Source organism: Streptomyces roseolilacinus, from assembly GCF_014649335.1.
Taxonomy (GTDB): Bacteria; Actinomycetota; Actinomycetes; order Streptomycetales; family Streptomycetaceae; genus Streptomyces; species Streptomyces roseolilacinus.
The window spans coordinates 152,862-176,837 of the sequence record NZ_BMSV01000011.1 but is presented as its reverse complement, the minus strand read 5'-3'; the positions used below and the strand labels follow the sequence as shown (position 1 = coordinate 176,837).

Genomic DNA, 23,976 nt, shown 5'->3' with positions numbered 1-23,976 from the left:
TGCCTCGGACGGAGCAGGCCGCGCTCGCATCTGTTGTATGTCCCCTCGGTTTTCGAGGCGCCCCCAGTCCGCTGGGCCGCGCGCTTCCTTGGCTGTCCGGCTTCTGCAGCTGCGATACGGGCTCTCGGCGTAGCAGTACCTACGACTTCAATGTCCGCACCGGAGCCCTTTCCCACATGACGAGCAGCACCGAGACCACCGCCACCACCCCGCAGGTTGCGGTCAACGACATCGGTAACGAGGAAGCCTTCCTCGCCGCGATCGACGAGACGATCAAGTACTTCAACGACGGCGACATCGTCGACGGCGTCATCGTGAAGGTCGACCGGGACGAGGTCCTGCTCGACATCGGTTACAAGACCGAAGGTGTCATCCCGAGCCGCGAGCTCTCGATCAAGCACGACGTCGACCCGAACGAGGTCGTCAAGGTCGGCGACGAGATCGAGGCCCTGGTCCTCCAGAAGGAGGACAAGGAAGGCCGCCTGATCCTCTCGAAGAAGCGCGCCCAGTACGAGCGCGCCTGGGGCACGATCGAGAAGATCAAGGAAGAGGACGGCATCGTCACCGGCACCGTCATCGAGGTCGTCAAGGGTGGTCTCATCCTCGACATCGGCCTCCGTGGCTTCCTGCCGGCCTCCCTCGTCGAGATGCGCCGTGTCCGCGACCTCCAGCCCTACGTGGGCAAGGAGCTCGAGGCCAAGATCATCGAGCTGGACAAGAACCGCAACAACGTGGTCCTGTCCCGCCGTGCCTGGCTGGAGCAGACCCAGTCCGAGGTCCGCCAGACGTTCCTCACGACCCTCCAGAAGGGTCAGGTCCGCTCCGGCGTCGTGTCCTCGATCGTCAACTTCGGTGCCTTCGTGGACCTGGGTGGCGTCGACGGTCTGGTCCACGTCTCCGAGCTGTCCTGGAAGCACATCGACCACCCCTCCGAGGTCGTCGAGGTCGGCCAGGAGGTCACGGTCGAGGTCCTCGACGTCGACATGGACCGCGAGCGCGTCTCCCTGTCGCTGAAGGCGACGCAGGAGGACCCGTGGCAGCAGTTCGCCCGGACCCACCAGATCGGCCAGGTCGTCCCGGGTAAGGTCACGAAGCTGGTTCCGTTCGGCGCGTTCGTCCGCGTGGACGAGGGCATCGAGGGTCTGGTCCACATCTCCGAGCTGGCCGAGCGCCACGTGGAGATCCCGGAGCAGGTCGTCCAGGTCAACGACGAGATCTTCGTCAAGGTCATCGACATCGACCTCGAGCGCCGCCGCATCAGCCTCTCGCTGAAGCAGGCCAACGAGTCCTTCGGTGCCGACCCGGCCTCGGTCGAGTTCGACCCGACCCTGTACGGCATGGCCGCGTCCTACGACGACCAGGGCAACTACATCTACCCCGAGGGCTTCGACCCGGAGACCAACGACTGGCTGCCGGGCTACGAGGCCCAGCGCGAGGCGTGGGAGACCCAGTACGCCGAGGCGCAGCAGCGCTTCGAGCAGCACCAGGCCCAGGTCATCAAGTCCCGCGAGGCCGACGAGGCCGCCGCTGCCGAGGGCGGCTCCGCCGCTCCCTCCGGCGCCGGCGCGCCGACCGGTGGCTCCTACTCCTCGGAGTCGGACGACACCTCCGGCGCCCTGGCGTCGGACGAGGCGCTCGCCGCCCTCCGCGAGAAGCTCGCCGGCGGCCAGAGCTGAACGGCTCCGCACCGACCCGCTAGCTCCTAGCCGGTAGACACCGAGGCCCGCCCCGCGAGGGGCGGGCCTCGGTGCGTTCCCGCCCGCCCGCCCGTCCGGCCGGCCGGGCGGGCGGCGGCCTCCCCGCGCCGGGGGCGTCAGTCCACGACGGGGACGCCCGGCGTGACCAGGCCGCTCCCGCCGGTGCGGGTGTTGTCGGCGTACACCGTCGTCCGGCAGGAGGCGGAGTGGTGCGGGGCGTGGACCGCGTACCGGTTCGCGCCGGTCGCGCCCGTCAGGTCCGCGTGGTTGCCGCGGAAGACGGTGCCGCAGCCCCAGCCGGGCTGCTGGGAGTGCACCTCGAAGCCGTTGCCGAGCGTGCTCCGGCCGGTGTTGCCCGAGACGAGGACGTCGTTGCCCTTCACGTCCACCCACGAGTCGTCGTGGTGGACGCCCGTCATCCCGCGCCCGTCGAAGGTGTTCCCGACGATCCGGGCGCCGGTGGTGCCCTCCTTGACGTCGACGCCCTCGCCGCCCACGCCGGGGCCGATGGTGTTGTGGAGCACCTGGACGCCGTCGCTCCGGTCCGACAGCGTGTTCGCCGTCCCCACGTAGACGCCCTCGCCCATCCCGCGGCCGTCGAGGCCCGTGTCGTGGATGCGGGAGTTCCGGACGACGCCGTCGCTGCTGGAGTTCCGGAAGTGGACGCCCTCCATGTCCAGGCCGTGCACGGTGACCGCGTCGATGACGACGCCGTTCGCGCGGTCCATCATGATCCCCTTCTGCCCGCCGGTGACCGTCACGCCGTGCACGGTCCAGTACGAGGCGCCGTCGAGGTGCAGGCCGTAGCCGCCGCCCGCCGTGAGGACGGCCCGCGGCGAGCCGGTCAGGACGATGCGCGCGGAGGCGGTGCCGGGAGTCCTGGCCTTGAAGTTGCCCGGGTAGGTGCCGTCGGCGAGCCGGATCGTGTCGCCGGGCCGCACGGTCGTGAGCGCCGCCTTCAGCTGGGCCGCCGTCGAGACGTCGACGACGGCGGCGGTCCGCTCGGCGGCGGCCCCGGTCGGAGGTGCCGTCACGGTGGCGGTGGCGGTCAGGGCGAGGGCGGCCGGGAGCAGGGCGGGGAGCAGCGTGCCGGTGCGCATGGGGGGCCTTCCCGTGGGGTTCTCGTACGTGGACGCCGGGCGGGATGCTGAACGCGCGCTGTCCCGAGACGGTAGGGATGGGCTGTGGGCATGTCAAGGTCTGGACCAAACGCCGTGCCCCGTCCGCGACATGGGCGCCTCCGGGAATGTCGGAGGCCCGTGCGACGTTGTTCCGTGGGAACACGAGGAGGAGCGGTAATCGTGCTTGATCCGCAGGATTTGTACGCATGGGAGCCGAAGGGCCTGGCGGTGGCCGACATGGCGCTCGCCCAGGAGTCGGCCGGCCTGATCATGCTCTGTCACTTCGACGGATACATCGACGCGGGAGAGGTCGGCGAGCAGATCGTCGACGGCCTGCTGGAGACCCTCCCGCACCAGGTGGTGGCCCGCTTCGACCACGACCGTCTGGTCGACTACCGGGCGCGCCGCCCGTTGCTCACCTTCCGCCGCGACCGCTGGACCGGGTACGACACCCCGGCCATCGAGCTCCGTATCGTCCAGGACGCCACCGGCGCCCCCTTCCTGCTGCTGTCGGGGCCCGAGCCCGACGTGGAGTGGGAGCGCTTCGCCGCGGCCGTGCGGCAGATCGTGGAGCGGCTCGGCGTGCGCCTCTCCGTCAACTTCCACGGCATCCCGATGGGCGTCCCGCACACCCGGCCCGTCGGCCTCACCCCGCACGGCAGCCGCGCCGACCTCGTACCGGGGCACCGCAGCCCGTTCGACGAGGCGCAGGTCCCCGGCAGCGCCGTCGCGCTCGTCGAGTACCGGCTGATCGAGGCCGGGCACGACGTGCTCGGCATCGCCGCGCACGTCCCGCACTACGTGGCCCGCTCCGCCTACCCCGACGCGGCGCTCACCACCGTCGAGGCGATCACGGCGGCGACGGGCCTGGTCCTGCCGACCGTGGCGCACAACCTGCGCGCCGCCGCGCAGCGTACGCAGACCGAGATCGACCGCCAGATCGGCGAGGGCGACGAGGAACTGGTCGCCCTGGTCAAGGGGCTGGAGCACCAGTACGACGCGCTGGCCGGCGTCGAGACCCGCGGCAGCCTCGTCGCGGAGCCCGTGGAGCTGCCGTCCGCCGACGAGATCGGCCGGGAGTTCGAGCGCTTCCTCGCCGAGCGGGAGGGCGACACGCCGTAGCGCGCGGACGCCGGCCGCCACGGGGGCGGCCGACGTCCGCCCCGCCCCTGCCCCTAGGCTTCCGCTCATGTTGACCGTAGGTCTCACCGGCGGAATCGGCGCCGGCAAAAGCGAGGTCTCCCGCCTCCTCGTCTCGTACGGCGCCGTCCTCGTCGACGCCGACCGGATCGCCCGCGAGGTCGTCGAGCCCGGCACGCCCGGGCTCGCCGCCGTCGTGGAGGCGTTCGGCCCCGACGTCCTGACCGGGGAGGGCACCCTGGACCGGCCCAAGCTGGGTTCCATCGTCTTCGGCGACGCCGAGCGCCTCGCCACCCTCAACGGCATCGTCCACCCCCTCGTCGGCGCCCGCTCGGCCGAACTGCAGGCCGCCGCCGCGCCCGACGCCGTCGTCGTCCACGACGTCCCCCTCCTCACCGAGAACGGCCTCGCGCCCCTCTACGACGTCGTCGTGGTCGTCGACGCGTCCGCCGAGACCCGGATCGACCGCCTCGTACGGCTCCGCGGCATGACCGAGTCCGAGGCCCGCGCCCGGATGGCCGCCCAGGCCACCTCCGAGCAGCGGCGCGCCGTCGCCGACCACGTCATCGACAACGACGGCCCCCTCGAAGCCCTGGAGCCGCAGGTCCGCGAGGTCTGGGAGCGGCTGGTGGCCCGCGCGGCCCGCACCGGGCCGGAATAGGCCCGCCACCGGGGATGTTGAAGGGCCGCGACGAGGGGAAGGATCCGACCGTGCCCGACAGCAACCCGGAAACCCATGTCATCGACTACCGGGCGGCCGAGCAGCTGCTCGCCGCGCGCGACCCGCGCGGCGCCGTCAAGCTGCTCGACTCCGTGATCGCCGCTCACCCGGAGAACACCGCCGCGCGCCTCCTGCGCGCCCGCGCCTTCTTCGCGGCCGCCCAACTGCGTCCCGCGGAGCTCGAGTTCGAGCTGGTCCTGGAGCGCGAGCCGGACAACGCGTTCGCCCACTTCGGACTGGCCCGCACCCTGCAGCGCGCCGGCCGCCCGCAGCACGCCAGGCGCCACTTCCGGCTGGCCGCCGCCCTCGACCCGAAGCCCGAGTACGTGGAGGCGGCGCGCTTCGACGCCACCGACTGACGCGGCGCCCCCGGCGGCGCCGCGGCCCACGCCGCCTACGGGCCGCCGCGCCACCGGCTCCGGCGGCCCGGCCCGTACGGCGGCTCGTACGGGGGGACGTCCCGGCCCGGCTGGTAGCGGGGGCCCTGCCTCATGTGGCGCAGGATCACCACCACGTCGGCCGCCACCACCACCAGCAGCACCCCGCAGGCGACCGCCCAGCCCGTCCGCCCCGCCAGCGCGAACGCGACGGTGCCGCCGAGGGCCCACAGCAGGCCCCACACACCCAGCCCGAGCCGCAGCCTGAGCGGGCTGCGCGCGGTGACCGGTTCGTTTCCACTGCGCATGGTCATCGTTCTCCCGCTGGGCGGGTACCCGCGAGCCGCCCCCGATCACGGCGGCCGGCACCCGCGGCGGGACCTGTTGTCAGACCCCCGCCGTAAGGTCGGTGGGCAGAGGGTCCCGACCGCCGGGGGACACGTCAGGGGAGGTGGCCGGCTCATGAGCGACGAGACGCCGCGGGTCCGCGCGCCGCACGGCGCCGCCGCGGTGTTCCTGCCCGCCGACCCGCCCCGCGACGGCCGCGTCGCCTTCTGGTCCCCCGACGGCGGCCCCCTGCCCGCCGGCCCGGCGGGGGAGGCCGGCACGGTGGGGGAGGCCGGCACGCTCACCGTCGTGCGGCGCCACGGCGGCGGGGCCCGCAGCCGGCGGGTGCCCGCCCTGTTCCTGTCCGTCGCCGACGCCCTGCCCCTGCTCGCCGCCGCCCGCCACGACCCGCACGCCCACCCCGCGGCCGCCTGCTGGGGCGCCGCCGCCCTGCACGGGCTGCACCTGGTCGCGCGCGGGCGCCTCCTGCCCGGGCTCACCGCCGGCGACCTCGACGCCTGGCGGGCCGGCCCGCTGGACGCCGACGACGTCACCCACCTGCGCGCCGTCGCCGCCGCCATGCCGTACGAGGCGTACGCCGTGCCCGTACCGGACCGCCGGCCGCTCCGGCTGCCCGAGCCCGAGGCGCTCGTCCGCGCCTTCCTCGACGCCGTCGCCGACGGCCTGCCGCGCACGCCCGCCGCCGCGTTCGCCGCCGGGGCGCCGTTCGCCGCCCGGGAGCCGCAGCGGCTGCCCCACGCGCGCGCCTGGGCCGCCGAGGCCGCCGCCGGGATGGACGCGGGCGTCCGCGTCTCCCTGCGCCTCGACCTCTCCTCGTACGAGCTGTTCGACACCGCCCCGGAAGGCGGCGGCGAGCGGCGGGCCGCCGCCGCGGTCGTCCAGGTGCACAGCCTCGCCGACCCCGCCCTCGTCGTCGACGCCGAGGCCCTGTGGGCCGCGGCCGGCGACGAGCACCTGGGCCCCCGCGCCCGCGTCGACGCCCTCCTGGCCCTGCGCCGCGCCGCCCGCGTCTGGCCCCCGCTCGGCCGGCTCCTGGAGCGCCCCGTGCCCGACGTCCTCGCGCTCACCGAGGACGAGCTGTACGAGCTGCTGGGCCTCGCCGCGGCCCGCCTGGACGCGGCGGGCGTCGCGCTGCACTGGCCCCGCGAACTGGCCCGCTCCCTCACCGCCACCGCCGTCGTCCGGCCCGCACCCGGCTCCGCCACGGACGGGACGGCGTTCTTCGACGGCGCCGGACTGCTCCGCTTCGACTGGCAGCTCGCCCTCGACGGCGAGCCCCTCACCGAGCGGGAGATGGACGCCCTCGCCGAGGCCCACCGGCCCGTCGTACGGCTGCGCGACCGCTGGGTCGTCGTCGACCCCGCCCTCGTCCGCAAGGCCCGCAAGCGGCAGCTCGGCCTGCTGGAGCCGGTCGACGCGCTCGCCGCCGCCCTCACCGGGACCGCCGAGGTCGACGGCGAGACCGTCCCCGCCGTCCCGGTCGGCGCGCTCGCCGACCTGCGCGACCGGTTGACCGCCGCGCCCGGCCGGACCGCCCCGCCGCCCGGTCTCGCCGCCACCCTGCGCGACTACCAGCTGCGCGGCCTGGCCTGGCTCGACCTGATGACCTCGCTCGGCCTCGGCGGCTGCCTCGCCGACGACATGGGCCTCGGCAAGACCGTCACGCTGATCGCCCTGCACCTGCGCCGCGCCCGCCGCGAGCCCACCCTCGTCGTGTGCCCCGCCTCCCTCCTCGGCAACTGGCAGCGCGAGATCCACCGCTTCGCCCCCGGCGTGCCCGTACGCCGCTTCCACGGCGCCGACCGCAGCCTCGACGGCACCGACGGCGGCTTCGTCCTCACCACGTACGGCACGATGCGCACCAGCGCCGCCCAGCTCGCCGCCCACCCCTGGGGGATGGTCGTCGCGGACGAGGCCCAGCACGTGAAGAACCCGTTCTCCGCCACGGCCAGGGCGCTGCGCACCCTCCCCGCCCCGGCGAGGGTCGCCCTCACCGGGACGCCCGTCGAGAACAACCTCTCCGAGCTGTGGGCCCTCCTCGACTGGACCACGCCCGGCCTCCTCGGCCCCCTCAAGGCGTTCCGCGCCCGGCACGCGCGCGCCGTCGAGAACAGCGAGGAGATCGAGAACGACGAAGCGGTCGAGCGGCTCGCCCGCCTCGTGCGCCCCTTCCTGCTGCGCCGCCGCAAGTCCGACCCCGGCATCGTGCCGGAGCTGCCGCCCAAGACCGAGTCGGACCACCCGGTGCCCCTCACCCGCGAGCAGGCGTCCCTCTACGAGGCGGTCGTCCGCGAGACCATGTCCGCCATCGAGGGCGCCGAGGGCATCGCCCGCCGCGGCCTGGTCATGAAGCTGCTCACCTCCCTCAAGCAGATCTGCAACCACCCGGCGCAGTACCTCAAGGAGGACACGCACCGGCTCGCCGGCCGCTCCGGGAAGCTGGCCCTCCTCGACGAGCTGCTGGACACGATCCTCGCCGAGGGCGGCTCGGTCCTCGTCTTCACCCAGTACGTGGCGATGGCCAGGCTCCTCACCGCCCACCTGGCCGCCCGCGGCGCCCCCTCCCAGCTGCTGCACGGCGGCACACCGGTCGCGGAGCGCGAGCGGATGGTGGACCGCTTCCAGTCCGGCGGCGTCCCCGTCTTCGTCCTGTCCCTGAAGGCCGCCGGCACGGGCCTCAACCTCACCCGCGCCGGACACGTCGTCCACTACGACCGCTGGTGGAACCCGGCCGTCGAGGAGCAGGCCACCGACCGCGCCTACCGCATCGGCCAGACCCAGCCCGTCCAGGTCCACCGGCTGATCGCCGAGGGCACCGTCGAGGACCGCGTCGCCGAACTGCTGGCCGCCAAGCGCGCCCTCGCCGACGCGGTCCTCGGCTCCGGCGAGGCCGCCCTCACCGAGCTGACCGACCGGGAACTGGCCGACCTGGTGTCCCTGAGGAGGCCGTCATGACCCCCCGGCCCGGCCCGCGCCGCCCCGCCCCCCGCGGCACCCGCGCCCCGGCGCCCGCCCACGACGACCTGCGCCGCACGTTCCCCCGGCTCCCGCCCGCCGGCGGCGGGGACGGCGCGTCCGCCGCCACCTGGTGGGGCGAGGCCTGGGTGGCCGCGCTGGAGGAGACCGCCCTCGACCCGGCCCGCCTCGCCCGGGGCCGCGCCTACGCGGGCCGCGGACTGGTCGACGCGATCACCGTCATGCCCGGCCGCGTCACGGCGTACGTCCACGGCAGCCGCGCCCGCCCCTACCGCACGCAGATCCGGCTCCGGGTCCTCGGCGACGACGACTGGGAGACGTTCCTCGATACCGCCGCGGCCCGGCCCGGCCACCTGGCGGCCCTCCTCGACAAGGACGTCCCGCACGCGCCGGCCGACCTCACCGGCCTCCTCCCGCACGCCGGGGACCTGGTCCCCGACTGCTCCTGCCCCGACGACGGCCACCCCTGCAAGCACGCCGCCGCGCTCTGCTACCAGGTGGCCCGGCTCCTCGACGAGGACCCGTTCACGCTGTTCCTGATGCGCGGCCGCGGAGAGCAGGAGATCCTCGCCGCGCTCGGCCACCGCAGCGCCGTCCGCTCGGCCGCCGAGGCCGCCGCCGCGCCGCCCCCGTCCCTCCCGACCGTGCCGGCCCGCGACGCCGTCACCGCCGTGCCCGCCGCCACCCTGCCCCCGCCGCTGCCGCCCCCGGCCCACCCCGGCCGCCCGCCCGCGTACCCGCAGGCGCCCGGGGCGCCCGACCCCCTCGCCCTGGAGCTCCTGGCCTCCGAGGCCGCGGCCCGCGCCCACGCGCACCTGACCACCGGCCACGACCCGGTCGCCGGTCTCACCCCCTGGCAGGACGCCGTCCGGCTCGCCGCCGCCCACCCCGGTTCCGGCCTCACCGCCGCCACCCGCGCCCTGTACCGGGACCTCGCCGCCGCCGTGGACCGCACGCCCGCCGACCTGGCGCGCGCCGTCGCCGCCTGGCGGCAGGGCGGTCCGGCCGGCCTCGCCGTGCTCGAGGAGCCCTGGGACCCGCCGGCCGGCCCCTTCGACCGCGCCCGGCCCGCCCTGATCGCCGCCGACTCCCCGCACTTCCGGCCGTGGCGCAACCGCCTCTCCACGGCCGCGCTCCAGCTCCGCTACGGCCGCGACGGCCTCTGGTACGGCTACGAGTCCGACGCGGGCCACGAGGACTGGTGGCCGCGGGGCACCCCGGACCCCGACCCGGTCGGCGCACTCGCCGGACTGCTCGGCACCTGAGCGTTACGCTGCTGTCCTGTCTCGATCGACCCCAAGGGGGCACTGTGGAAGCGGAGTTGGTGGCGCTGGCGTCGGCGGGGGCGGCGGCCCTCGTGCAGCAGATGGTCGGGGAGGCGTGGGAGCAGGCCCGGGGACGGGTCGCCGTGTTCTTCGCCCGCCGCTCGGGCCGCGACGTGGCGGTGATCGACGGGGAGCTGGAGGAGGCCAGGGCCGAATTGGTCGAGGCCGAGCGGTCCGGTGACGAGGAGACCAGGACCGAGGCGCTCGCCGAGTGGAGGGGCCGCATGCGCCGCGCCCTGCGCAACGACCCGGCGGCCGCGACCGAACTGCGCGCGCTGCTCGACGAGCTGGAGGGGCCGTCGGCCGAGCCCCGGCAGGCCGTCCGGATCCACAACACGGTGAGCGGGGTGACGCAGAACGGCACGCTGATCCAGATCGGCACGATCGGCCGGGTCGACGGCGTCGACCTCGGTGGCCCCCGGGCCGGATGACGCGACCGCCCGGAAGGACTGTCCAAGGAGCGGATGATGTGAGGGAACGATTGAAACCTCCCTCGATGGGGTGATTGAGGGATGTGTCATAACCCGTCCGGGACTGGCGCGTTAACCGGAGTGCGGGCGAGTGCCCGTGAACATCTCCGGAAGGCAGGAAGCCATGAGGCACATTCGCCGAAGTGGTCTGGTCGCTCTGATGGCCACAGGCGGCGCGTTCGCGCTGGCCGCCGGCTCGGCGCACGCCGACGCCGACGCGTTCGCCGCGGCGTTCGACTCAGCCGGTCTGGTGGCCGGCGACGAGACGCAGTTGCCGATGGACAGCCCGGTCAGCGTCTGCGGTGACACGGTGAACGCCGAGGGGCTGCTCAACCCCGCGGCCGGCAACACCTGTGCCGACGAGGACGAGGCGCGCGGTTCGCACAAGTCCGGCACCCCCCGCGCCGGCGGAGGGGGCGACGGCGGCGCGACCGCCATCGCCGGGGTGATCGACTCGTCCGGCGCGTTCCCCGGTGACGGCATCAAGCTCCCCGTCGACTCCCCGGCGAAGATCTCCGGCGACGCGGTCAGCATCGTCATCATCGGCGACCCGGCCTCGGGCCACGACAGCGGCGGCAAGCCGCCGGAGGAGGCCGTCACGCCGCCGAAGCCCGCGAAGCCCGCCGAGCCCGCGAAGCCGGCGAAGCCGGTCGCGCCGCCCGAGGGCGAGGAGCCGGCCGCGCCGATGCCCGTCGAGGAGGCGCCCGCACCGGCGGACGCCCCGTCCCTCGCCGCCACGGGCGCCGGCAACCTCGTCGGCATGGGGCTGCCCGCCGCCGGCCTGGTCCTCGCCGGGACGCTGCTCTACCGCCGCTCCCGCTCGTCGGCCGCGCGCGCCTGACCGGACCCCCGGGCGCCCGTCACCGCCGCCAGGACGCCAGCACGGCCTCGATGGCCGGCGCCACCCGGACGCGTGCCTGGCGGCGCGGCACCCCGCGCGTCAACAGCGTGTCGTACGGGGTGTCACGGTGCCGCACCGACGCCCGTACCGCCGCCGTGACCGCGCCCTCGTCCAGGGTCCGCCCGGCCGCCGTACGGCCCACGCGTCCGCTGCCGCGCACCGAGGCGTGCGCGGCGATCTCGGCGGCCCGGCCGGCCGGGCACCCCGGGAACAGGCGCCGTATCTCCGCCTCCAGCGCGGCCGTGAACCGCACGTCCTCGGCCGCGCGGCGCTCCGCGTCCCTGGCCCGGCGGCGGGCCCGCGCCCCGGCGTCGGCCAGGCACGCCGCCTCCGCCCGGGCCAGGGCCGCCTCCTCGACGAGGACGCCCCGGCGCTCGTACCGGGTGCGGCGCCGGTCGTGCCGGACGACCACGGCCCACAGGCCGCTCGCCTCCCGGGCGCGCCGGGTGAGCGCCGCGTCGCCGCGCGGCAGGTAGACCAGGTGCCCCAGGCCGGCGCAGTCCAGGCACAAAGGCGCGGAGGGCTCCGCCACCATCCGCCGCAGCGGGCCCCGGCGGCACTCCGCGCAGCGGGCGCGCGGCCGGAGCGGCTCGACGACCACGACCGGGTCTCGCGGCACCGCGGCTCACCACCCCCGTCACCCGTACGTCGGTGGGGTTCTCCCCGTGCCGCGCCCGCCCCGAAACCGCCCGGCCTACTGCCGGTAGCCGCTGAGGAACCGTCCGATCCGGCTGATCGCCGCGTCGAGGTCGTCGGCGTGCGGCAGCGTGAGGATGCGGAAGTGGTCCGGGCGCGGCCAGTTGAACCCGGTGCCCTGCACGACCTGGATCTTCTCCCGCAGCAGCAGGTCCAGGACGAACTTCTCGTCGTCGTGGATCGGATGCACCTTCGGGTCCAGGCGCGGGAACGCGTACAGGGCGCCGCGCGGCTTCACGCAGGACACGCCCGGGATCTCGTTCAGCTTCTCCCACGCCCGGTCGCGCTGCTCGTACAGCCTGCCGCCGGGCGCGGTCAGCTCCTCGATGGACTGGCGTCCGCCGAGCGCCGCCTGGATCGCGTACTGCGCCGGGGCGTTGGGGCACAGCCGCATGGAGGCGAGCATCGTCAGCCCCTCCAGGTAGTCGCGGGCGTGCTGCCGGGGGCCGCTGACGACCAGCCAGCCGGAGCGGAAGCCGGCCACGCGGTACGTCTTGAACAGCCCGCCGAAGGTGAGGACGACCAGGTCGGGGGCGAGGGCGCCGGCCGGGTGGTGGACGGCGTCGTCGTAGACGATCCGGTCGTAGATCTCGTCGGCGAAGACCATCAGCCCGTGGCGGCGGGCCAGGTCGAGGATGCCCTCGACGACCTCGCGCGGGTAGACCGCGCCCGTGGGGTTGTTGGGGTTGATGACGACCACGGCCCGGGTGCGGTCGGTGATCTTCGCGGCCATGTCGTCGAGGTCCGGGTACCAGTCGGAGGACTCGTCGCACAGGTAGTGCACGGCCCGCCCGCCGGCGAGGGTGGTGGCCGCCGTCCAGAGCGGGAAGTCGGGCGCCGGGACGAGGACCTCGTTGCCGTCCTCGACCAGCGCCTGGACCGCCATGGAGACCAGCTCGGAGACGCCGTTGCCGAGGAAGACGTCGTCGACGCCGACCCCGGTGAGCCCCATGGCCTGGTAGCGCTGGGCGACGGCGCGGCGGGCGGAGAGGATGCCGCGCGAGTCGGTGTAGCCGTGCGCCTGCGGCAGCATCCGGATCATGTCCTGGAGGATCTCCTCCGGCGCCTCGAACCCGAACAGGGCCGGGTTGCCGGTGTTGAGGCGCAGGACGCTGTGGCCCGCCTCCTCCAGGGCGTTGGCGTGCTCGATCACCGGGCCGCGGATCTCGTAGCAGACCTCGCTCAGCTTGCTCGACTGCCGGAACTCCATACGGCGACCTCCACGGAAAGGGTGTTGCTTGGTTTTACCAAGTGGGAGCTTGGAAAGTCCAACAAGACGTCTAGACTGCGTCGCATGCCACGTCCGAGCACGCGTCCCGCCGAGCGCCGCCGCAGCTACGACCAGTACTGCGCCGCCGCCCGCGCCCTCGACGCCGTCGGCGACCGCTGGACCCTGTTGATCGTCCGCGAACTCCTCGCCGGCCCCCGCCGCTACACCGACCTCCACGCCGACCTGCCCGGCGTCAGCACCGACATGCTCGCCACGCGCCTGAGGGACATGGAGCGCGACGGCCTCGCCACCCGCCGCCGCCTGCCGCCCCCCTCGCCCGCGTACGTGTACGAGCTCACCGACCGCGGCCGCGGACTGCTGCCCGTGCTGCGCGCCCTCGCCCGCTGGGGCGCCCCCGCCCTGGAGGGTCCCCGCCCCACCGACGCCGTGCGGGCGCACTGGTTCGCCGTTCCGCTGCTCGACGCGCTGGAGTCGGCCGGCGGGTCGGGGACGGTGGAGGTCCGCCTGGACGAGGGCGTGTTCCACGTCCGCCTCGACGGCGACGGCGGGGCCGCCTACGGGGACGGGCCCGCCGAGGCGCCGGACGCGCGGCTGCGCATGGACGCCGCGACCTGCGCGGCGCTGGGCGGCGGCGAACTGTCGCTGGCGGCGGGCGTGCGGGCCGGGCGCGTCGAGGTGGCGGGGGAGGGCCCGCTGGCCGCCGCGCTCCGCGGCGGGCCCGGCCCGCTCTGACCGCCCCGTCCGCCGTCCGCGACGCCGGTCCTCCTTGGCAGGATGGGGGCGTGCGACTGGAACCGATCACCTGGGAACGGCTCACCGACGCGCTCGCCGGGCACCTGGACGGCCTGCGCCCCGCCGACGGAGGCCGCTGGCTGAAGGTCGCCGTCGACGGCGCCCCCGCCGCCCGGCCCGGCGACCTGGTGGAGGGGATGGCGCGGGAGCTGCGGCTGCGCGGGCGGGACGTGATCGGGGTCGGGACGTCGGGCTTCCTGCGCCCGGCGTCGCTGCGGTTCGAGTACGGCAGGCAGGACCCCGACGCGTACTACGGCGGCTGGTTCGACACCGGCGCGCTGTGGCGGGAGGTGTTCGGGCCGCTGGAACCGGGCGGCAGCGGCCGCGTCCTGCCCGACCTGTGGGACCCGGCCACCGACCGCGCCACGCGCAGCCCCTACCGGGAGCTGGCGCCCGGCGGCGTGCTGCTGCTGCACGGGCCGTTCCTGCTCGGGCACTGGTTCCCCTTCGACCTGACCGTGCACCTGCGGCTGTCGCGGGCCGCGCTGGCCCGCCGCACGCCCGAGCGCTGGACGCTGCCGGCCTTCGAGCGGTACGAGGAGGAGGTCGCCCCGGTGGACGCCGCCGACGTGGTCGTACGCGCCGACGACCCGCGCCACCCGGCCTGGACCGGCCTGCCGTGACCGGCCGCGCCGCCGCCTCGCCGGCCGCGCCGCCGTCCCGCCGTACGGCTGCCGCCCCCGCCGGATGGGCCCCGCCCCGCCGCTACGCCGGGCGGCCGCCCGCCACCGCCACCGCCTCCGCGCCCGCCCGGCACCCCGCCGCCGCGGCCTCCGCCGCCGTCGCGCCGGCCAGCCGGGCCGCCAGGAAGCCGCCCGTGAAGGCGTCGCCCGCGCCCGTGGTGTCGACCGGCCGCACCTGCGGCGACGGCACCCGCGCGACCACCTCGCCGGCCTCCGCCACCAGCGCGCCCTGTGGCCCCAGGGTGACCGCGACCAGCCGGTGGCGGCGGCTCAGCGCGGCGGCCGCCGCCTCCGGAGCGGACAGGCCCGTCAGCAGCGCCGCCTCGCCGGCGTTCGGGAACAGCACGTCCGCGCCGGCCACGGCCGCGAGGAACCGGTCCACGCCCAGCCCGCCGACGAACCCGGTGGACGCCGGGTCCACGCTCACCCGGACGCCCCGCTCCCGCGCCGCCGCCGTGGCGAGCGCCGCGGTGTCCCGGCTCGTCGCGGAGAAGAACAGGTAGCCCGACAGGTGCAGATGGGCCACCCCGTCCAGCAGCCGCGGCGACCAGTCGGCGGGCGCGAGCCGCAGCGCCGCGCCGCCGTCCGTGAGGAACGTCCGCTCCCCGCCGGCCCGCCCGTCGACCAGCACCACCACCGTCCCGGTCGGCGCCTCCGCGTCCCGGACGAGCAGCGGGCGCACCCCGGCCCGGCGCAGCGCGGCCTCGTGCCAGGCCGCCTCGGCCACCCCGACCCGCCCCAGCAGCCGTACGTCGGGGCAGCCGGAACGGGCCGCCCAGCACGCCGCGTTCGCCGCCGCCCCGCCCGGCAGGACCCGGATCCGGGCGGCGGTGTCGGTGCCGGGGGAGAGGGGCTCGACGTGCCGGGCCACCACGTCGGTGACCACGTCCCCCACCAGCAGCAGGCCGTTCACCGCACCTCCGCCGCCCCGGTGGCCCCCTCCGTCCCGGCCGCGTCCCCCGCCCCGGCCGCCCACGCCGACGCGATGCGCGCCGCCAGCCGCACGTTGCCCCGCACCGCCGCCAGGTTCGCCTCCAGCGACGCCCCGTCCGTGTGCCGCACCAGGTACTCCAGGAGGAACGGCGTCACCACCTGGCCGGTGACGCCCCGCTCCCGGCACTCCGCCAGGCCCTCCGCCAGCACCCGGTCGTGCAGCCGGGGGTCCAGCTGCTCGTCCCTCGGCACCGGGTTGGCGACGACCAGCGCCGCCTCGGGCCCGCCGAGCGCGTCCTGCGCCCGCATCACCGCCGCCACCTCCTCCGGCGACCCCACCGTCCAGTCGACCGGCTCGCCCGACGACGCGAGGTAGAAACCGGGGAAGCGGTCCGTACCGTACCCGGCCACGCCCACGCCGAGCGCCTCCAGCCGCTGGAGCGTCGCCGGCACGTCGAGGATCGACTTCACGCCCGCGCAGACCACCGTCATCCGCGTCCGGGCCAACAGCCGCAGGTCCGCCGACTCGTCCTGGGTGCGCACCCACTCCCGGTGCACTCCGCCGAGCCCGCCCGTCGCGAAGACCCGCAGGCCCGCCCGCGCCGCCAGGAACGCCGTCGCCGACACCGTCGTCGCCCCGCTCGCGCCCGTCGCCACCGCGAGCGCCAAGTCCCGGTGGCCCAGTTTGCGCACCGCGCCGTCCGTCGCGACCCGCTCCAACCGGCCGTCCTCCAGCCCGATCCGGGGCGTCCCGTCCAGCACGGCGATCGTGGCCGGGACGGCGCCCCCGGCCCGTACGAGCGCCTCCAGCTCCCGGGCGACGGCCAGGTTGCGCGGGCGCGGCAGCCCGTGCGCGATGATCGTCGACTCCAGGGCGACCACGGGGCGGCGCGCGGCCAGCGCCTCCCGCACCTCTTCCGACAGCACCACTGCGGTCTGCGACATGTCCCATCCCTGGCGCGCCGGCCGCGCCCCCAAACCTCTCCGGCCCCGCCGCCCGCGGCCCGTACGCTGCTCCCATGCGCACCCCCACGGCCCGGTACTTCTACGACGACCTGGCAGCCGACTACGACCTGCTCTACGCGGACTGGGACGTGAGCGTCGCCCGGCAGGGCACGGCCCTGGACGACCGCGTCACGCGGACGCTGGGCCCCGGCACGTACGACGTGCTGGACTGCGCGTGCGGCATCGGCACCCAGGCCCTGGGCCTCGCCGCCCGGGGCCACCGGGTCACCGGCACGGACCTCAGCCCCGTCGCCGCCGCCCGCGCCGCCCGCGAGGCCGCCGCGCGGGGGCTGCCCCTCGCCGTCGGGGCCGCCGACATGCGCGCCCTGCCGCTGCGGGACGACGCCTTCGACGTGGTCGTGTGCGCCGACAACTCGCTGCCGCACCTGCTGACCGCCGACGACGTGCGCACCGCACTCGCCGGGATGCGCCGCGTGCTGCGGCCGGGCGGACTGCTGATCGTCACCACCCGCCCGTACGACGAGCTGCGCCGCGAACGCCCCCTCGCCACACCGCCCTCCGTCCGCACCGGCCCGCGGGGGCGCGCCGTCAGCTTCCAGCTGTGGCACTGGCACGACGACGGCGAGCGCTACGACCTGGAGCTGTTCCGGCTGCGCCCCGACTCCGACGAGGGCGCCGCCCCCGCCCCGGACCGCTGGACGACCACCGTGCGCCGCGCCACCTACTGGGCGCTCACCCGGCGGCAGCTGGCCGACCTGGCCGCCGAGGCCGGATTCCGCTCCACCGACTGGCACGCCCCGGACAGCACCGGCTTCTTCCAGCCGATGATGACCGCCCGCGCCTGACCCCGCCCGCCCAACGGCCCGGGCGGCGGCCGTCAGAACAGCGGCTCCGGGAGCACCCCCTCCAGCACCAGGAGCCGCCGCTTGGTCTCCAGCCCGCCGCCGAACCCGCCGAGGCCGCCGCCCGCCTCGACCACGCGGTGGCAGGGGACGACGACCGGCAGCGGGTTGGCGCCCATCGCCGCGCCCACGGCCTGCGCCGCCCGGGGCTGCCCGACCCGGGCGGCCAGCTCCCCGTACCCGACGAGCGTCCCGTACGGCACCCCGGACGCCAGCTCGCGCAGCACCTGCCGGTTGAATCCGCCGGTCAGCGACCAGTCCAGGGGCAGCCGGAACTCCCGGAGGCGGCCCGCGAAGTAGGCCTCCAGCGCCCGTATCGGCTCGGCGAGGCGCCCCGTCGCGGTCTCCTCCGGCTCCGCTCCGAGCCGCGCCGCGAGCCGGGCCGGCGCCTCGCGCCGGACCTCCTCGCCCGCGTGGAAGAAGACACCGGCCAGCCCGTCGGCGGTGGCCGCCAGCAGCAGCGGCCCGATGCCGCTGCCGACGACCGCCCACTCCACGGTCCGCCTCCCGCCCCGCGCACTGCTGTCCATGCCGCCACGGTACGCGCCGCCACCGACAACGCCGCCGGGCCCGCCCCACCGCCCGGCCGGGTTTGCCGCCCGGCCGAGCGGGCGCCCGGCGGGTGCACTACCCTCCACGGTCAGGTTCACGGTGGAGCGCCGAGCGGTGAGGGGGGCACGGGCATGCAGGGCACCGTCGACGGATTCGGCCACGGGCTGGTCACGCCCGTGGCGGCCTACCTCATGGCCTGCCTGGGCGGCGCGCTCGGCCTGCGCTGCACGACCAGGTCCCTGCGCACCCCCGGTGCCCCCCGCCCCGGCTGGCTCGTCCTCGGCGCCACGTCCATCGGCGCCGGCATATGGACCATGCATTTCATCGCGATGGCGGGCTTCCGCATCGAGGGGGTGCCCATCGTCTACGACCGTCCGATCACCCTCGCCAGTCTCGCCGTCGCGATCCTCATGGTCGGCGTCGGCATCTTCGTCGTGGCGCTGCGCGGCCGCACCGCGATGGCCCTGGTCACCGGCGGCACCGTCACCGGCCTCGGCATCGCCACCATGCACTACCTGGGCATGGCCGGCATGCGCCTGCCCGGCCGCATCGAGTACGACACCCCCGTCGTCGCCCTCTCCGTGGCGATCGCCGTGGTGGCGGCCACCACGGCGCTGTGGGCCGCCGTCAGCGTCCGCGGGTTCGCGGCGAGCGTCGGCGCGAGCCTCGTCCTGGGCCTCGCGGTGACCGGCATGCACTACACGGGCATGGCCGCCGCCAGCGTCCACCTCCACGGCGCCGCCACGGCGCACGTCCCCGCCCACCCGACGGGCCCGGTCGGAGCGGTGGACGCGGCCGGCGCCGCCGAGGCCGTGGGCGCGGGAGCCGCCGACGCCGTGGACGGCGCGCTCGACGCGGCCGTGACCGCCGGGGGCGGTACGGCGTCGGCGTCGCTCGCCCCGCTTCTCGTCGGACCGGCCGCCTTCCTGCTCCTCGCGGGTGTCGTCGTGCTGTTCGACCCGGCCCTGGTCGGCGGCGACCCGCCCGGACGGCACCCCGCCGACCCGCGCGCGCACCTCCCCGGCATCCCCGCCCCGCGCCACCGCGACCGCGACGCCGACCACTGACCGCTGACCGCGCCCCCACCGGCCCGCCGCCGCGGGGCCGGCCGGCGGGGCGACCGGCGCCCGGCTGTCAGTGCGGGGTCGTACGGTGGACTCATGCGGCCCGTAACCCAGATCGAACGCTCGGTGGCGCCCTTCGAGGTCGTCAGCCCGTACCAGCCCAGCGGTGACCAGCCCACGGCCATCGCCGACCTCGAACGACGCGTCCGCGCAGGTGAGAAGGATGTCGTCCTGCTCGGTGCGACCGGCACCGGCAAGTCGGCTACCACGGCCTGGATGATCGAGCGGCTCCAGCGGCCCACGCTCGTCATGGCGCCGAACAAGACGCTGGCCGCACAGCTGGCGAACGAGTTCCGCGAGCTGCTGCCGAACAACGCCGTCGAGTACTTCGTGTCGTACTACGACTACTACCAGCCCGAGGCGTACGTCCCGCAGTCGGACACGTACATCGAGAAGGACTCCTCGATCAACGAGGAGGTGGAGCGCCTGCGCCACTCCGCGACGAACTCCCTGCTCACCCGGCGGGACGTGATCGTCGTCGCCTCCGTCTCCTGCATCTACGGCCTGGGCACGCCGCAGGAGTACGTCGACCGGATGGTCTCCCTCAAGGTCGGCGACGAGATCGACCGGGACCAGCTGCTGCGCCGCTTCGTCGACATCCAGTACACGCGCAACGACCTCGCCTTCACCCGCGGCACCTTCCGCGTCCGCGGCGACACGATCGAGATCTTCCCGGTCTACGAGGAGCTCGCCGTGCGCATCGAGATGTTCGGCGACGAGATCGAGGCCCTCTCCACGCTCCACCCGCTCACCGGCGAGGTCATCAGCGACGACCGGCAGCTGTACGTCTTCCCCGCCAGCCACTACGTGGCCGGCCCGGAACGCATGGAGCGCGCGGTCAACGGCATCGAGCGCGAGCTGGAGCAGCGCCTCGCCGAGCTGGAGAAGCAGGGCAAGCTGCTGGAGGCCCAGCGGCTGCGCATGCGCACCACGTACGACATCGAGATGATGCGCCAGATCGGCTCCTGCTCCGGCATCGAGAACTACTCGATGCACTTCGACCAGCGCGAGCCGGGCTCCCCGCCCAACACCCTCCTCGACTACTTCCCCGAGGACTTCCTGCTGGTCATCGACGAGTCCCACGTGACCGTGCCGCAGATCGGCGCCATGTACGAGGGCGACGCCTCCCGCAAGCGGACCCTCGTCGACCACGGCTTCCGGCTGCCGTCCGCGCTGGACAACCGGCCCCTGAAGTGGGAGGAGTTCCAGGAGCGCATCGGCCAGACCGTCTACCTGTCGGCGACGCCGGGGGCGTACGAGCTGTCCCGCTCCGACGGGTTCGTCGAGCAGATCATCCGCCCCACGGGCCTCGTCGACCCGGAGGTCGTCGTCAAGTCCACCGAGGGCCAGATCGACGACCTGGTCCACGAGATCCGCCTCCGCACCGAGCGCGACGAGCGGGTCCTGGTCACCACGCTCACCAAGAAGATGGCCGAGGACCTCACGGACTACTTCCTGGAGCTGGGCATCCAGGTCCGCTACCTGCACAGCGACGTGGACACCCTGCGCCGGATCGAGCTGCTGCGCGAGCTGCGCGCCGGCGAGTACGACGTCCTGGTCGGCATCAACCTCCTCCGGGAGGGCCTCGACCTGCCCGAGGTGTCCCTCGTCGCCATCCTCGACGCCGACAAGCAGGGCTTCCTGCGCTCCGGCACGTCCCTCATCCAGACCATCGGCCGCGCCGCGCGCAACGTCTCGGGCCAGGTCCACATGTACGCGGACACGATCACGCCCGCGATGGCGCAGGCCATCGACGAGACCAACCGCCGCCGCGAGAAGCAGATCGCGTACAACGAGGCCCACGGCATCGACCCGCAGCCCCTCCGCAAGAAGATCAACGACATCGTCGCCACGATCGCGCGCGAGGAGGTCGACACGGAGCAGCTGCTCGGCACCGGCTACCGCCAGTCGAAGGACGGCAAGGGCGCCAAGGCCCCCGTCCCCTCCCTGGGGACGGCGGCGAAGGCCGCCAAGGACGGCGGCAGGGCCGGCAGGGCGGCGCGTACGGGCGCCGTGACCAGCGACCGCCCCGCCGCCGAACTGGCCGGGATCATCGAGGAGATGACCGAGCGGATGCGGGCCGCCGCCGCGGACCTCCAGTTCGAGGTCGCCGCCCGGCTGCGCGACGAGGTGGGCGAACTGAAGAAGGAACTGCGCCAGATGAAGGAGGCGGGCATCGCCTGACGGGGTGCCCCGGCGCGTCCCGGCCCACCGCCGGGGCGCGCCGCCGCGGGCGCGGCCCGGAGCGCCGCGCCCGCTGTGTTGCAACACCGATACAAAGGGGGACCTGCCGCCGTGCCGGTGTCACGTCCCCGCATAGGGTGCTCGCAACCGCACCCCACCACAGGGCGGCCGCGGGGAACGCTAAGAGAGGGGACAGCGCGTGTCGATCAACTTGACCAAGGGCCAGGCCATCAGCCTGCAGAAGAGCGACGGGGGGACTCTGTCCGCGGTGCGGATGGGGCTCGGCTGGCAGGCGGCACCGCGCCGCGGTCTGTTCGGCTCGCGCACCCGGGAGATCGACCTCGACGCGTCGGCGGTGCTGTTCGCCGGCAAGCAGCCCGTCGACGTCGTCTTCTTCCGCCACCTGGTGAGTGACGACGGCTCGGTCCGCCACACCGGCGACAACCTGGTGGGCGGCGCGGGCCAGGGCGGCGACGACGAGGCGGTCCTCGTGGACCTCCAGCGGGTCCCGGTCCACATCGACCAGATCGTCTTCACCGTGAACTCGTTCACCGGCCAGACGTTCCAGGAGGTGCAGAACGCTTTCTGCCGCCTCGTCGACGAGACGAACGGCCAGGAGCTCGCCCGCTACACCCTGGACGGCGGCGGCCAGTACACCGCGCAGATCATGGCGAAGGTGCACCGCACCGGCGGCGGCTGGACCATGACGGCCATCGGCGCCTCCGCCAACGGCCGGACGTTCCAGGACCTGATGCCGGCGATCCTGCCGCACCTGTAGCCGCAACCGGCGTACGCACCGCAGCTCCCGGAGGTCCGACCGCCGGGGGCTGCCACGCGTGCGCCACCGACGCGTTCCGCGACGCGCACCACCCAGCCGCAACCACCGAGGGGACGACAGGCGATGACGGCCGAGCTGGTCCGGGGGCAGAACCACCCGCTGCCCGACACCCGACTCGAGATCCGGGTGTCGTCCGGTGCGCCGGTGGCGGTGGCGGCCACCCTCTTCGACGCCGCCGGGGCCGTCGCCGGAGCCGGGCGGGTCGTCCACCCCGGCGCGCCGTCCCTGCCCGGCGTCGAGGTGTCCCGGCAGGCGGCCGCCGAGCACCGGCTCGCCGTGGACCTCGGGGCCGTGGCCGCCGACGTGCACCGCGTGGCCGTCCTGCTGGCCCTGCCCGCGGACCCGGGCGGGCCCGGCCGCTTCGGCGCCCTCGCCGCGCCCTTCGTCGCGGTGGCCGTGCCCGGCGGCGCCGCGGTCGCCACGTACACCCTCACCGGCCTGGACACCGAGTCCGCCGTCGTCGCCCTGGAGCTGTACCGCCGGCAGGGCGCCTGGAAGGTCCGCGCCGTCGGCCAGGGGTACGCGGGCGGTCTCGCCGCGCTGTTCCGGGACCAGGGCGTGCCCGGCGCGGCCGGACTCGCCGCGGCCGTCCAGGACGCCGTGGCGCCCGCCCCGGCCCCCACGGCCCCGTCCGCCCCGGCCCCCACGGCCCCGCCGCCCCCGGTCGGCGCGCCCGCCCCGTCCGGCGGCCCCGTCGACTACACGCACCCCCGTCGCCGGACCGCCACGCCTCCGCCGCCGCCCCCGTCGGCCCCGCCCGCGCCGCCCGGCACCCCCGCCACCCCGGTCGCCGGGGACGCCGCCGGCTGGTCCATGGAGGAGCGCCTCTACAACCAGGTCTGGGGCATGTTCGAGGACCTGGCCCGTACGACCGCCGCCTACCGCAGCGCCGTCGACTTCGCCGAGTCCCGGATGGAGCGGGAGCTGGAGGGCGTCCTGTCCGACCCGCGCAGCCGCATCGGCACCGCGGGCGACGCGGCCCGCGCCGAGGCCCGCGCCAGGTGCCGGGAGCTCACCGACCGGGCCCGCGAGGCCCTCGACCGCGACCTCGCCCAGCTCACCGCCGAGTCCGACGTCGTCGAGCCCGCGCTCCCGCCGGCCTTCGCCCGCTGGGACCACCCGGTGTGGCACGCCTACCGCGCCCCCACGGAGGCCCCGATGGCGCTGCGCCTGGGCGACCTCCACCTCCGGGAGCGGCCCGAGCTGCGCATCCCGATGCTGGTCAGGCTGCCCCTGGAGCGCGGCCTGTGGGTGGACAGCGGCCGCCGCGGCTCGGAGCAGGCCCTGCTCATGGACGAGGCCCGGCTGCGCCGGCTCGCCCTCGACACGGCCGTCGCCCACACCGCCCGCCTCCTCGCCGTCCACCCGCCGGGCGACTTCACCGTCCACGTGATCGACCCGGCCGGCTCGGGCGCCGCCGCGTTCGCCCCGCTCACCGCCTCGGGCGTGCTGGCCGGGCCCCCGGCGGCGGGGCCCGGGGGAGTGGCGACGGTCCTGGCGCAGCTCACCCGGCGCGTGGACCTGGTGCAGATGGCGGTGCGCGGGGGCGCCGGCACGGAGGTGCTCCCGCCGGACCTGGACACGGCCGGGCAGCTGCTCGTCGTCCACGACTTCCCGCACGGCTTCGACGACCGGGCCGTCACCCAGCTGCGGTACCTCGCCGACGAGGGCCCGGCCGTGGGCGTGCACCTGATGATGGTCGCCGACCGCGAGGACGCCGCCGCGTACGGGCCGGTGCTGGACCCGCTGTGGCGCTCGCTGCTGCGGGTCACCCCGGTGCCGGACGACCACCTGGCCGACCCGTGGGTGGGTCACGCCTGGACGTACGAGCCGCCGCGGATACCGCAGGACAGCCAGGTGCTGCAGCAGGTCCTCGCGAGCGTCGCGGAGGCCCGCCGCACCTGGCGCCGCTGACCGCCCGAGCCCCTTCCCCCACTTCGTAAAGCGCCTCCGATCAGGGCTTTTGGCGCTTTCTTTGCCAAGGGCTTTACCTGTCCTT

22 protein-coding genes are annotated in these 23,976 nt (G+C 75.5%); 15 read left to right on the top strand and 7 right to left on the bottom strand.

Going from position 1 to position 23,976, the window contains the following annotated elements; translation table 11 throughout:
• The first annotated feature begins 176 nt into the window (after positions 1 to 176).
• Positions 177 to 1,676 carry a 30S ribosomal protein S1 gene (gene rpsA / locus IE106_RS24785; protein ID WP_189537415.1) on the top strand — a complete coding sequence of 500 codons (1,500 nt, stop codon included), beginning with the start codon at positions 177 to 179 and terminating at the stop codon, positions 1,674 to 1,676.
• Positions 1,677 to 1,813: 137 nt separating this feature from the next.
• Here rpsA and IE106_RS24780 read toward each other — a convergent pair whose 3' ends face one another.
• Positions 1,814 to 2,797, bottom strand: coding sequence for a right-handed parallel beta-helix repeat-containing protein (locus tag IE106_RS24780; RefSeq protein ID WP_189537414.1), 984 nt, complete (start codon positions 2,795 to 2,797; stop codon positions 1,814 to 1,816).
• 201 nt (positions 2,798 to 2,998) lie between these two features.
• Between IE106_RS24780 and IE106_RS24775 the strand changes: the two genes are divergently transcribed.
• The 3 genes from IE106_RS24775 (at position 2,999) to IE106_RS24765 (ending at position 5,038) form a co-directional block, all read left to right on the top strand.
• Positions 2,999 to 3,940 carry a PAC2 family protein gene (locus IE106_RS24775; protein ID WP_189537413.1) on the top strand — a complete coding sequence of 314 codons (942 nt, stop codon included), beginning with the start codon at positions 2,999 to 3,001 and terminating at the stop codon, positions 3,938 to 3,940.
• A 67-nt stretch (positions 3,941 to 4,007) separates the two neighbouring features.
• A complete protein-coding gene (gene coaE, locus IE106_RS24770) occupies positions 4,008 to 4,619 on the top strand; it encodes a dephospho-CoA kinase (protein WP_189537412.1) in 612 nt (203 codons plus the stop codon).
• 50 nt (positions 4,620 to 4,669) lie between these two features.
• On the top strand, positions 4,670 to 5,038 hold the full coding sequence (locus IE106_RS24765; protein ID WP_189537411.1) for a tetratricopeptide repeat protein: 369 nt from the start codon (positions 4,670 to 4,672) through the stop codon (positions 5,036 to 5,038).
• 35 nt (positions 5,039 to 5,073) lie between these two features.
• Here IE106_RS24765 and IE106_RS24760 read toward each other — a convergent pair whose 3' ends face one another.
• Positions 5,074 to 5,364, bottom strand: coding sequence for a DUF6343 family protein (locus tag IE106_RS24760; RefSeq protein WP_189537410.1), 291 nt, complete (start codon positions 5,362 to 5,364; stop codon positions 5,074 to 5,076).
• A gap of 154 nt (positions 5,365 to 5,518) precedes the next feature.
• Here IE106_RS24760 and IE106_RS24755 point away from each other — a divergent pair, with 154 nt between their 5' ends.
• From IE106_RS24755 to IE106_RS24740, 4 genes are all read left to right on the top strand, one after another.
• Positions 5,519 to 8,359 (top strand): SCO1167/SCO6262 family helicase, encoded by a 2,841-nt coding sequence (locus IE106_RS24755; RefSeq protein WP_189537409.1) that lies wholly within the window; start codon positions 5,519 to 5,521, stop codon positions 8,357 to 8,359.
• Positions 8,356 to 9,645, top strand: coding sequence for an SWIM zinc finger family protein (locus IE106_RS24750; RefSeq protein WP_189537408.1), 1,290 nt, complete (start codon positions 8,356 to 8,358; stop codon positions 9,643 to 9,645). The genes IE106_RS24755 and IE106_RS24750 overlap by 4 nt, the downstream gene beginning before the upstream one ends.
• 44 nt (positions 9,646 to 9,689) lie before the next feature.
• Positions 9,690 to 10,136: a hypothetical protein gene (locus tag IE106_RS24745; RefSeq protein WP_189537407.1), complete on the top strand. Its 447-nt coding sequence runs from the start codon at positions 9,690 to 9,692 to the stop codon at positions 10,134 to 10,136.
• A gap of 199 nt (positions 10,137 to 10,335) precedes the next feature.
• Positions 10,336 to 11,016 carry a chaplin family protein gene (locus IE106_RS24740; protein ID WP_229840740.1) on the top strand — a complete coding sequence of 227 codons (681 nt, stop codon included), beginning with the start codon at positions 10,336 to 10,338 and terminating at the stop codon, positions 11,014 to 11,016.
• Between the two features lie 19 nt (positions 11,017 to 11,035).
• Here the strand turns inward: IE106_RS24740 and IE106_RS24735 are convergent, their stop codons facing one another.
• A complete protein-coding gene (locus IE106_RS24735; RefSeq protein WP_189537405.1) occupies positions 11,036 to 11,695 on the bottom strand; it encodes a DUF2293 domain-containing protein in 660 nt (219 codons plus the stop codon).
• 75 nt (positions 11,696 to 11,770) lie between these two features.
• Positions 11,771 to 12,982 carry a pyridoxal phosphate-dependent aminotransferase gene (locus IE106_RS24730; RefSeq protein ID WP_189537404.1) on the bottom strand — a complete coding sequence of 404 codons (1,212 nt, stop codon included), beginning with the start codon at positions 12,980 to 12,982 and terminating at the stop codon, positions 11,771 to 11,773.
• Between the two features lie 84 nt (positions 12,983 to 13,066).
• On the opposite strand from IE106_RS24730, the gene IE106_RS24725 reads away from it, so the two are divergent.
• Both IE106_RS24725 and IE106_RS24720 read left to right on the top strand, forming a co-directional pair.
• A complete protein-coding gene (locus IE106_RS24725; protein ID WP_189537403.1) occupies positions 13,067 to 13,735 on the top strand; it encodes a winged helix-turn-helix transcriptional regulator in 669 nt (222 codons plus the stop codon).
• Between the two features lie 50 nt (positions 13,736 to 13,785).
• Entirely contained in the window at positions 13,786 to 14,418 is a 633-nt protein-coding gene (locus tag IE106_RS24720) for a nucleoside/nucleotide kinase family protein (protein ID WP_189537402.1), read from the top strand.
• Between the two features lie 82 nt (positions 14,419 to 14,500).
• Here IE106_RS24720 and IE106_RS24715 read toward each other — a convergent pair whose 3' ends face one another.
• Positions 14,501 to 15,391 (bottom strand): carbohydrate kinase family protein, encoded by an 891-nt coding sequence (locus IE106_RS24715; protein ID WP_189537401.1) that lies wholly within the window; start codon positions 15,389 to 15,391, stop codon positions 14,501 to 14,503.
• Entirely contained in the window at positions 15,388 to 16,356 is a 969-nt protein-coding gene (locus IE106_RS24710) for a pseudouridine-5'-phosphate glycosidase (RefSeq protein WP_189537400.1), read from the bottom strand. The genes IE106_RS24715 and IE106_RS24710 overlap by 4 nt, the downstream gene beginning before the upstream one ends.
• A 74-nt stretch (positions 16,357 to 16,430) precedes the next feature.
• On the opposite strand from IE106_RS24710, the gene IE106_RS24705 reads away from it, so the two are divergent.
• Entirely contained in the window at positions 16,431 to 17,222 is a 792-nt protein-coding gene (locus IE106_RS24705; RefSeq protein WP_189537399.1) for a class I SAM-dependent methyltransferase, read from the top strand.
• A gap of 32 nt (positions 17,223 to 17,254) precedes the next feature.
• Here the strand turns inward: IE106_RS24705 and IE106_RS24700 are convergent, their stop codons facing one another.
• On the bottom strand, positions 17,255 to 17,809 hold the full coding sequence (locus IE106_RS24700; RefSeq protein ID WP_189537398.1) for a methylated-DNA--[protein]-cysteine S-methyltransferase: 555 nt from the start codon (positions 17,807 to 17,809) through the stop codon (positions 17,255 to 17,257).
• A gap of 153 nt (positions 17,810 to 17,962) precedes the next feature.
• Between IE106_RS24700 and IE106_RS24695 the strand changes: the two genes are divergently transcribed.
• The 4 genes from IE106_RS24695 to IE106_RS24680 all read left to right on the top strand — a co-directional run bounded on the left by IE106_RS24695 (position 17,963) and on the right by IE106_RS24680 (position 23,891).
• Positions 17,963 to 18,898 (top strand): MHYT domain-containing protein, encoded by a 936-nt coding sequence (locus IE106_RS24695; RefSeq protein WP_189537397.1) that lies wholly within the window; start codon positions 17,963 to 17,965, stop codon positions 18,896 to 18,898.
• A 93-nt stretch (positions 18,899 to 18,991) separates the two neighbouring features.
• Positions 18,992 to 21,139, top strand: a complete 2,148-nt coding sequence (uvrB, locus tag IE106_RS24690; protein WP_189537396.1) for an excinuclease ABC subunit UvrB — start codon at positions 18,992 to 18,994, stop codon at positions 21,137 to 21,139.
• A 199-nt stretch (positions 21,140 to 21,338) separates the two neighbouring features.
• Positions 21,339 to 21,917, top strand: coding sequence for a TerD family protein (locus IE106_RS24685; protein WP_189537395.1), 579 nt, complete (start codon positions 21,339 to 21,341; stop codon positions 21,915 to 21,917).
• A gap of 123 nt (positions 21,918 to 22,040) precedes the next feature.
• A complete protein-coding gene (locus tag IE106_RS24680; RefSeq protein ID WP_189537394.1) occupies positions 22,041 to 23,891 on the top strand; it encodes a TerD family protein in 1,851 nt (616 codons plus the stop codon).
• Positions 23,892 to 23,976: the final 85 nt, after the last annotated feature.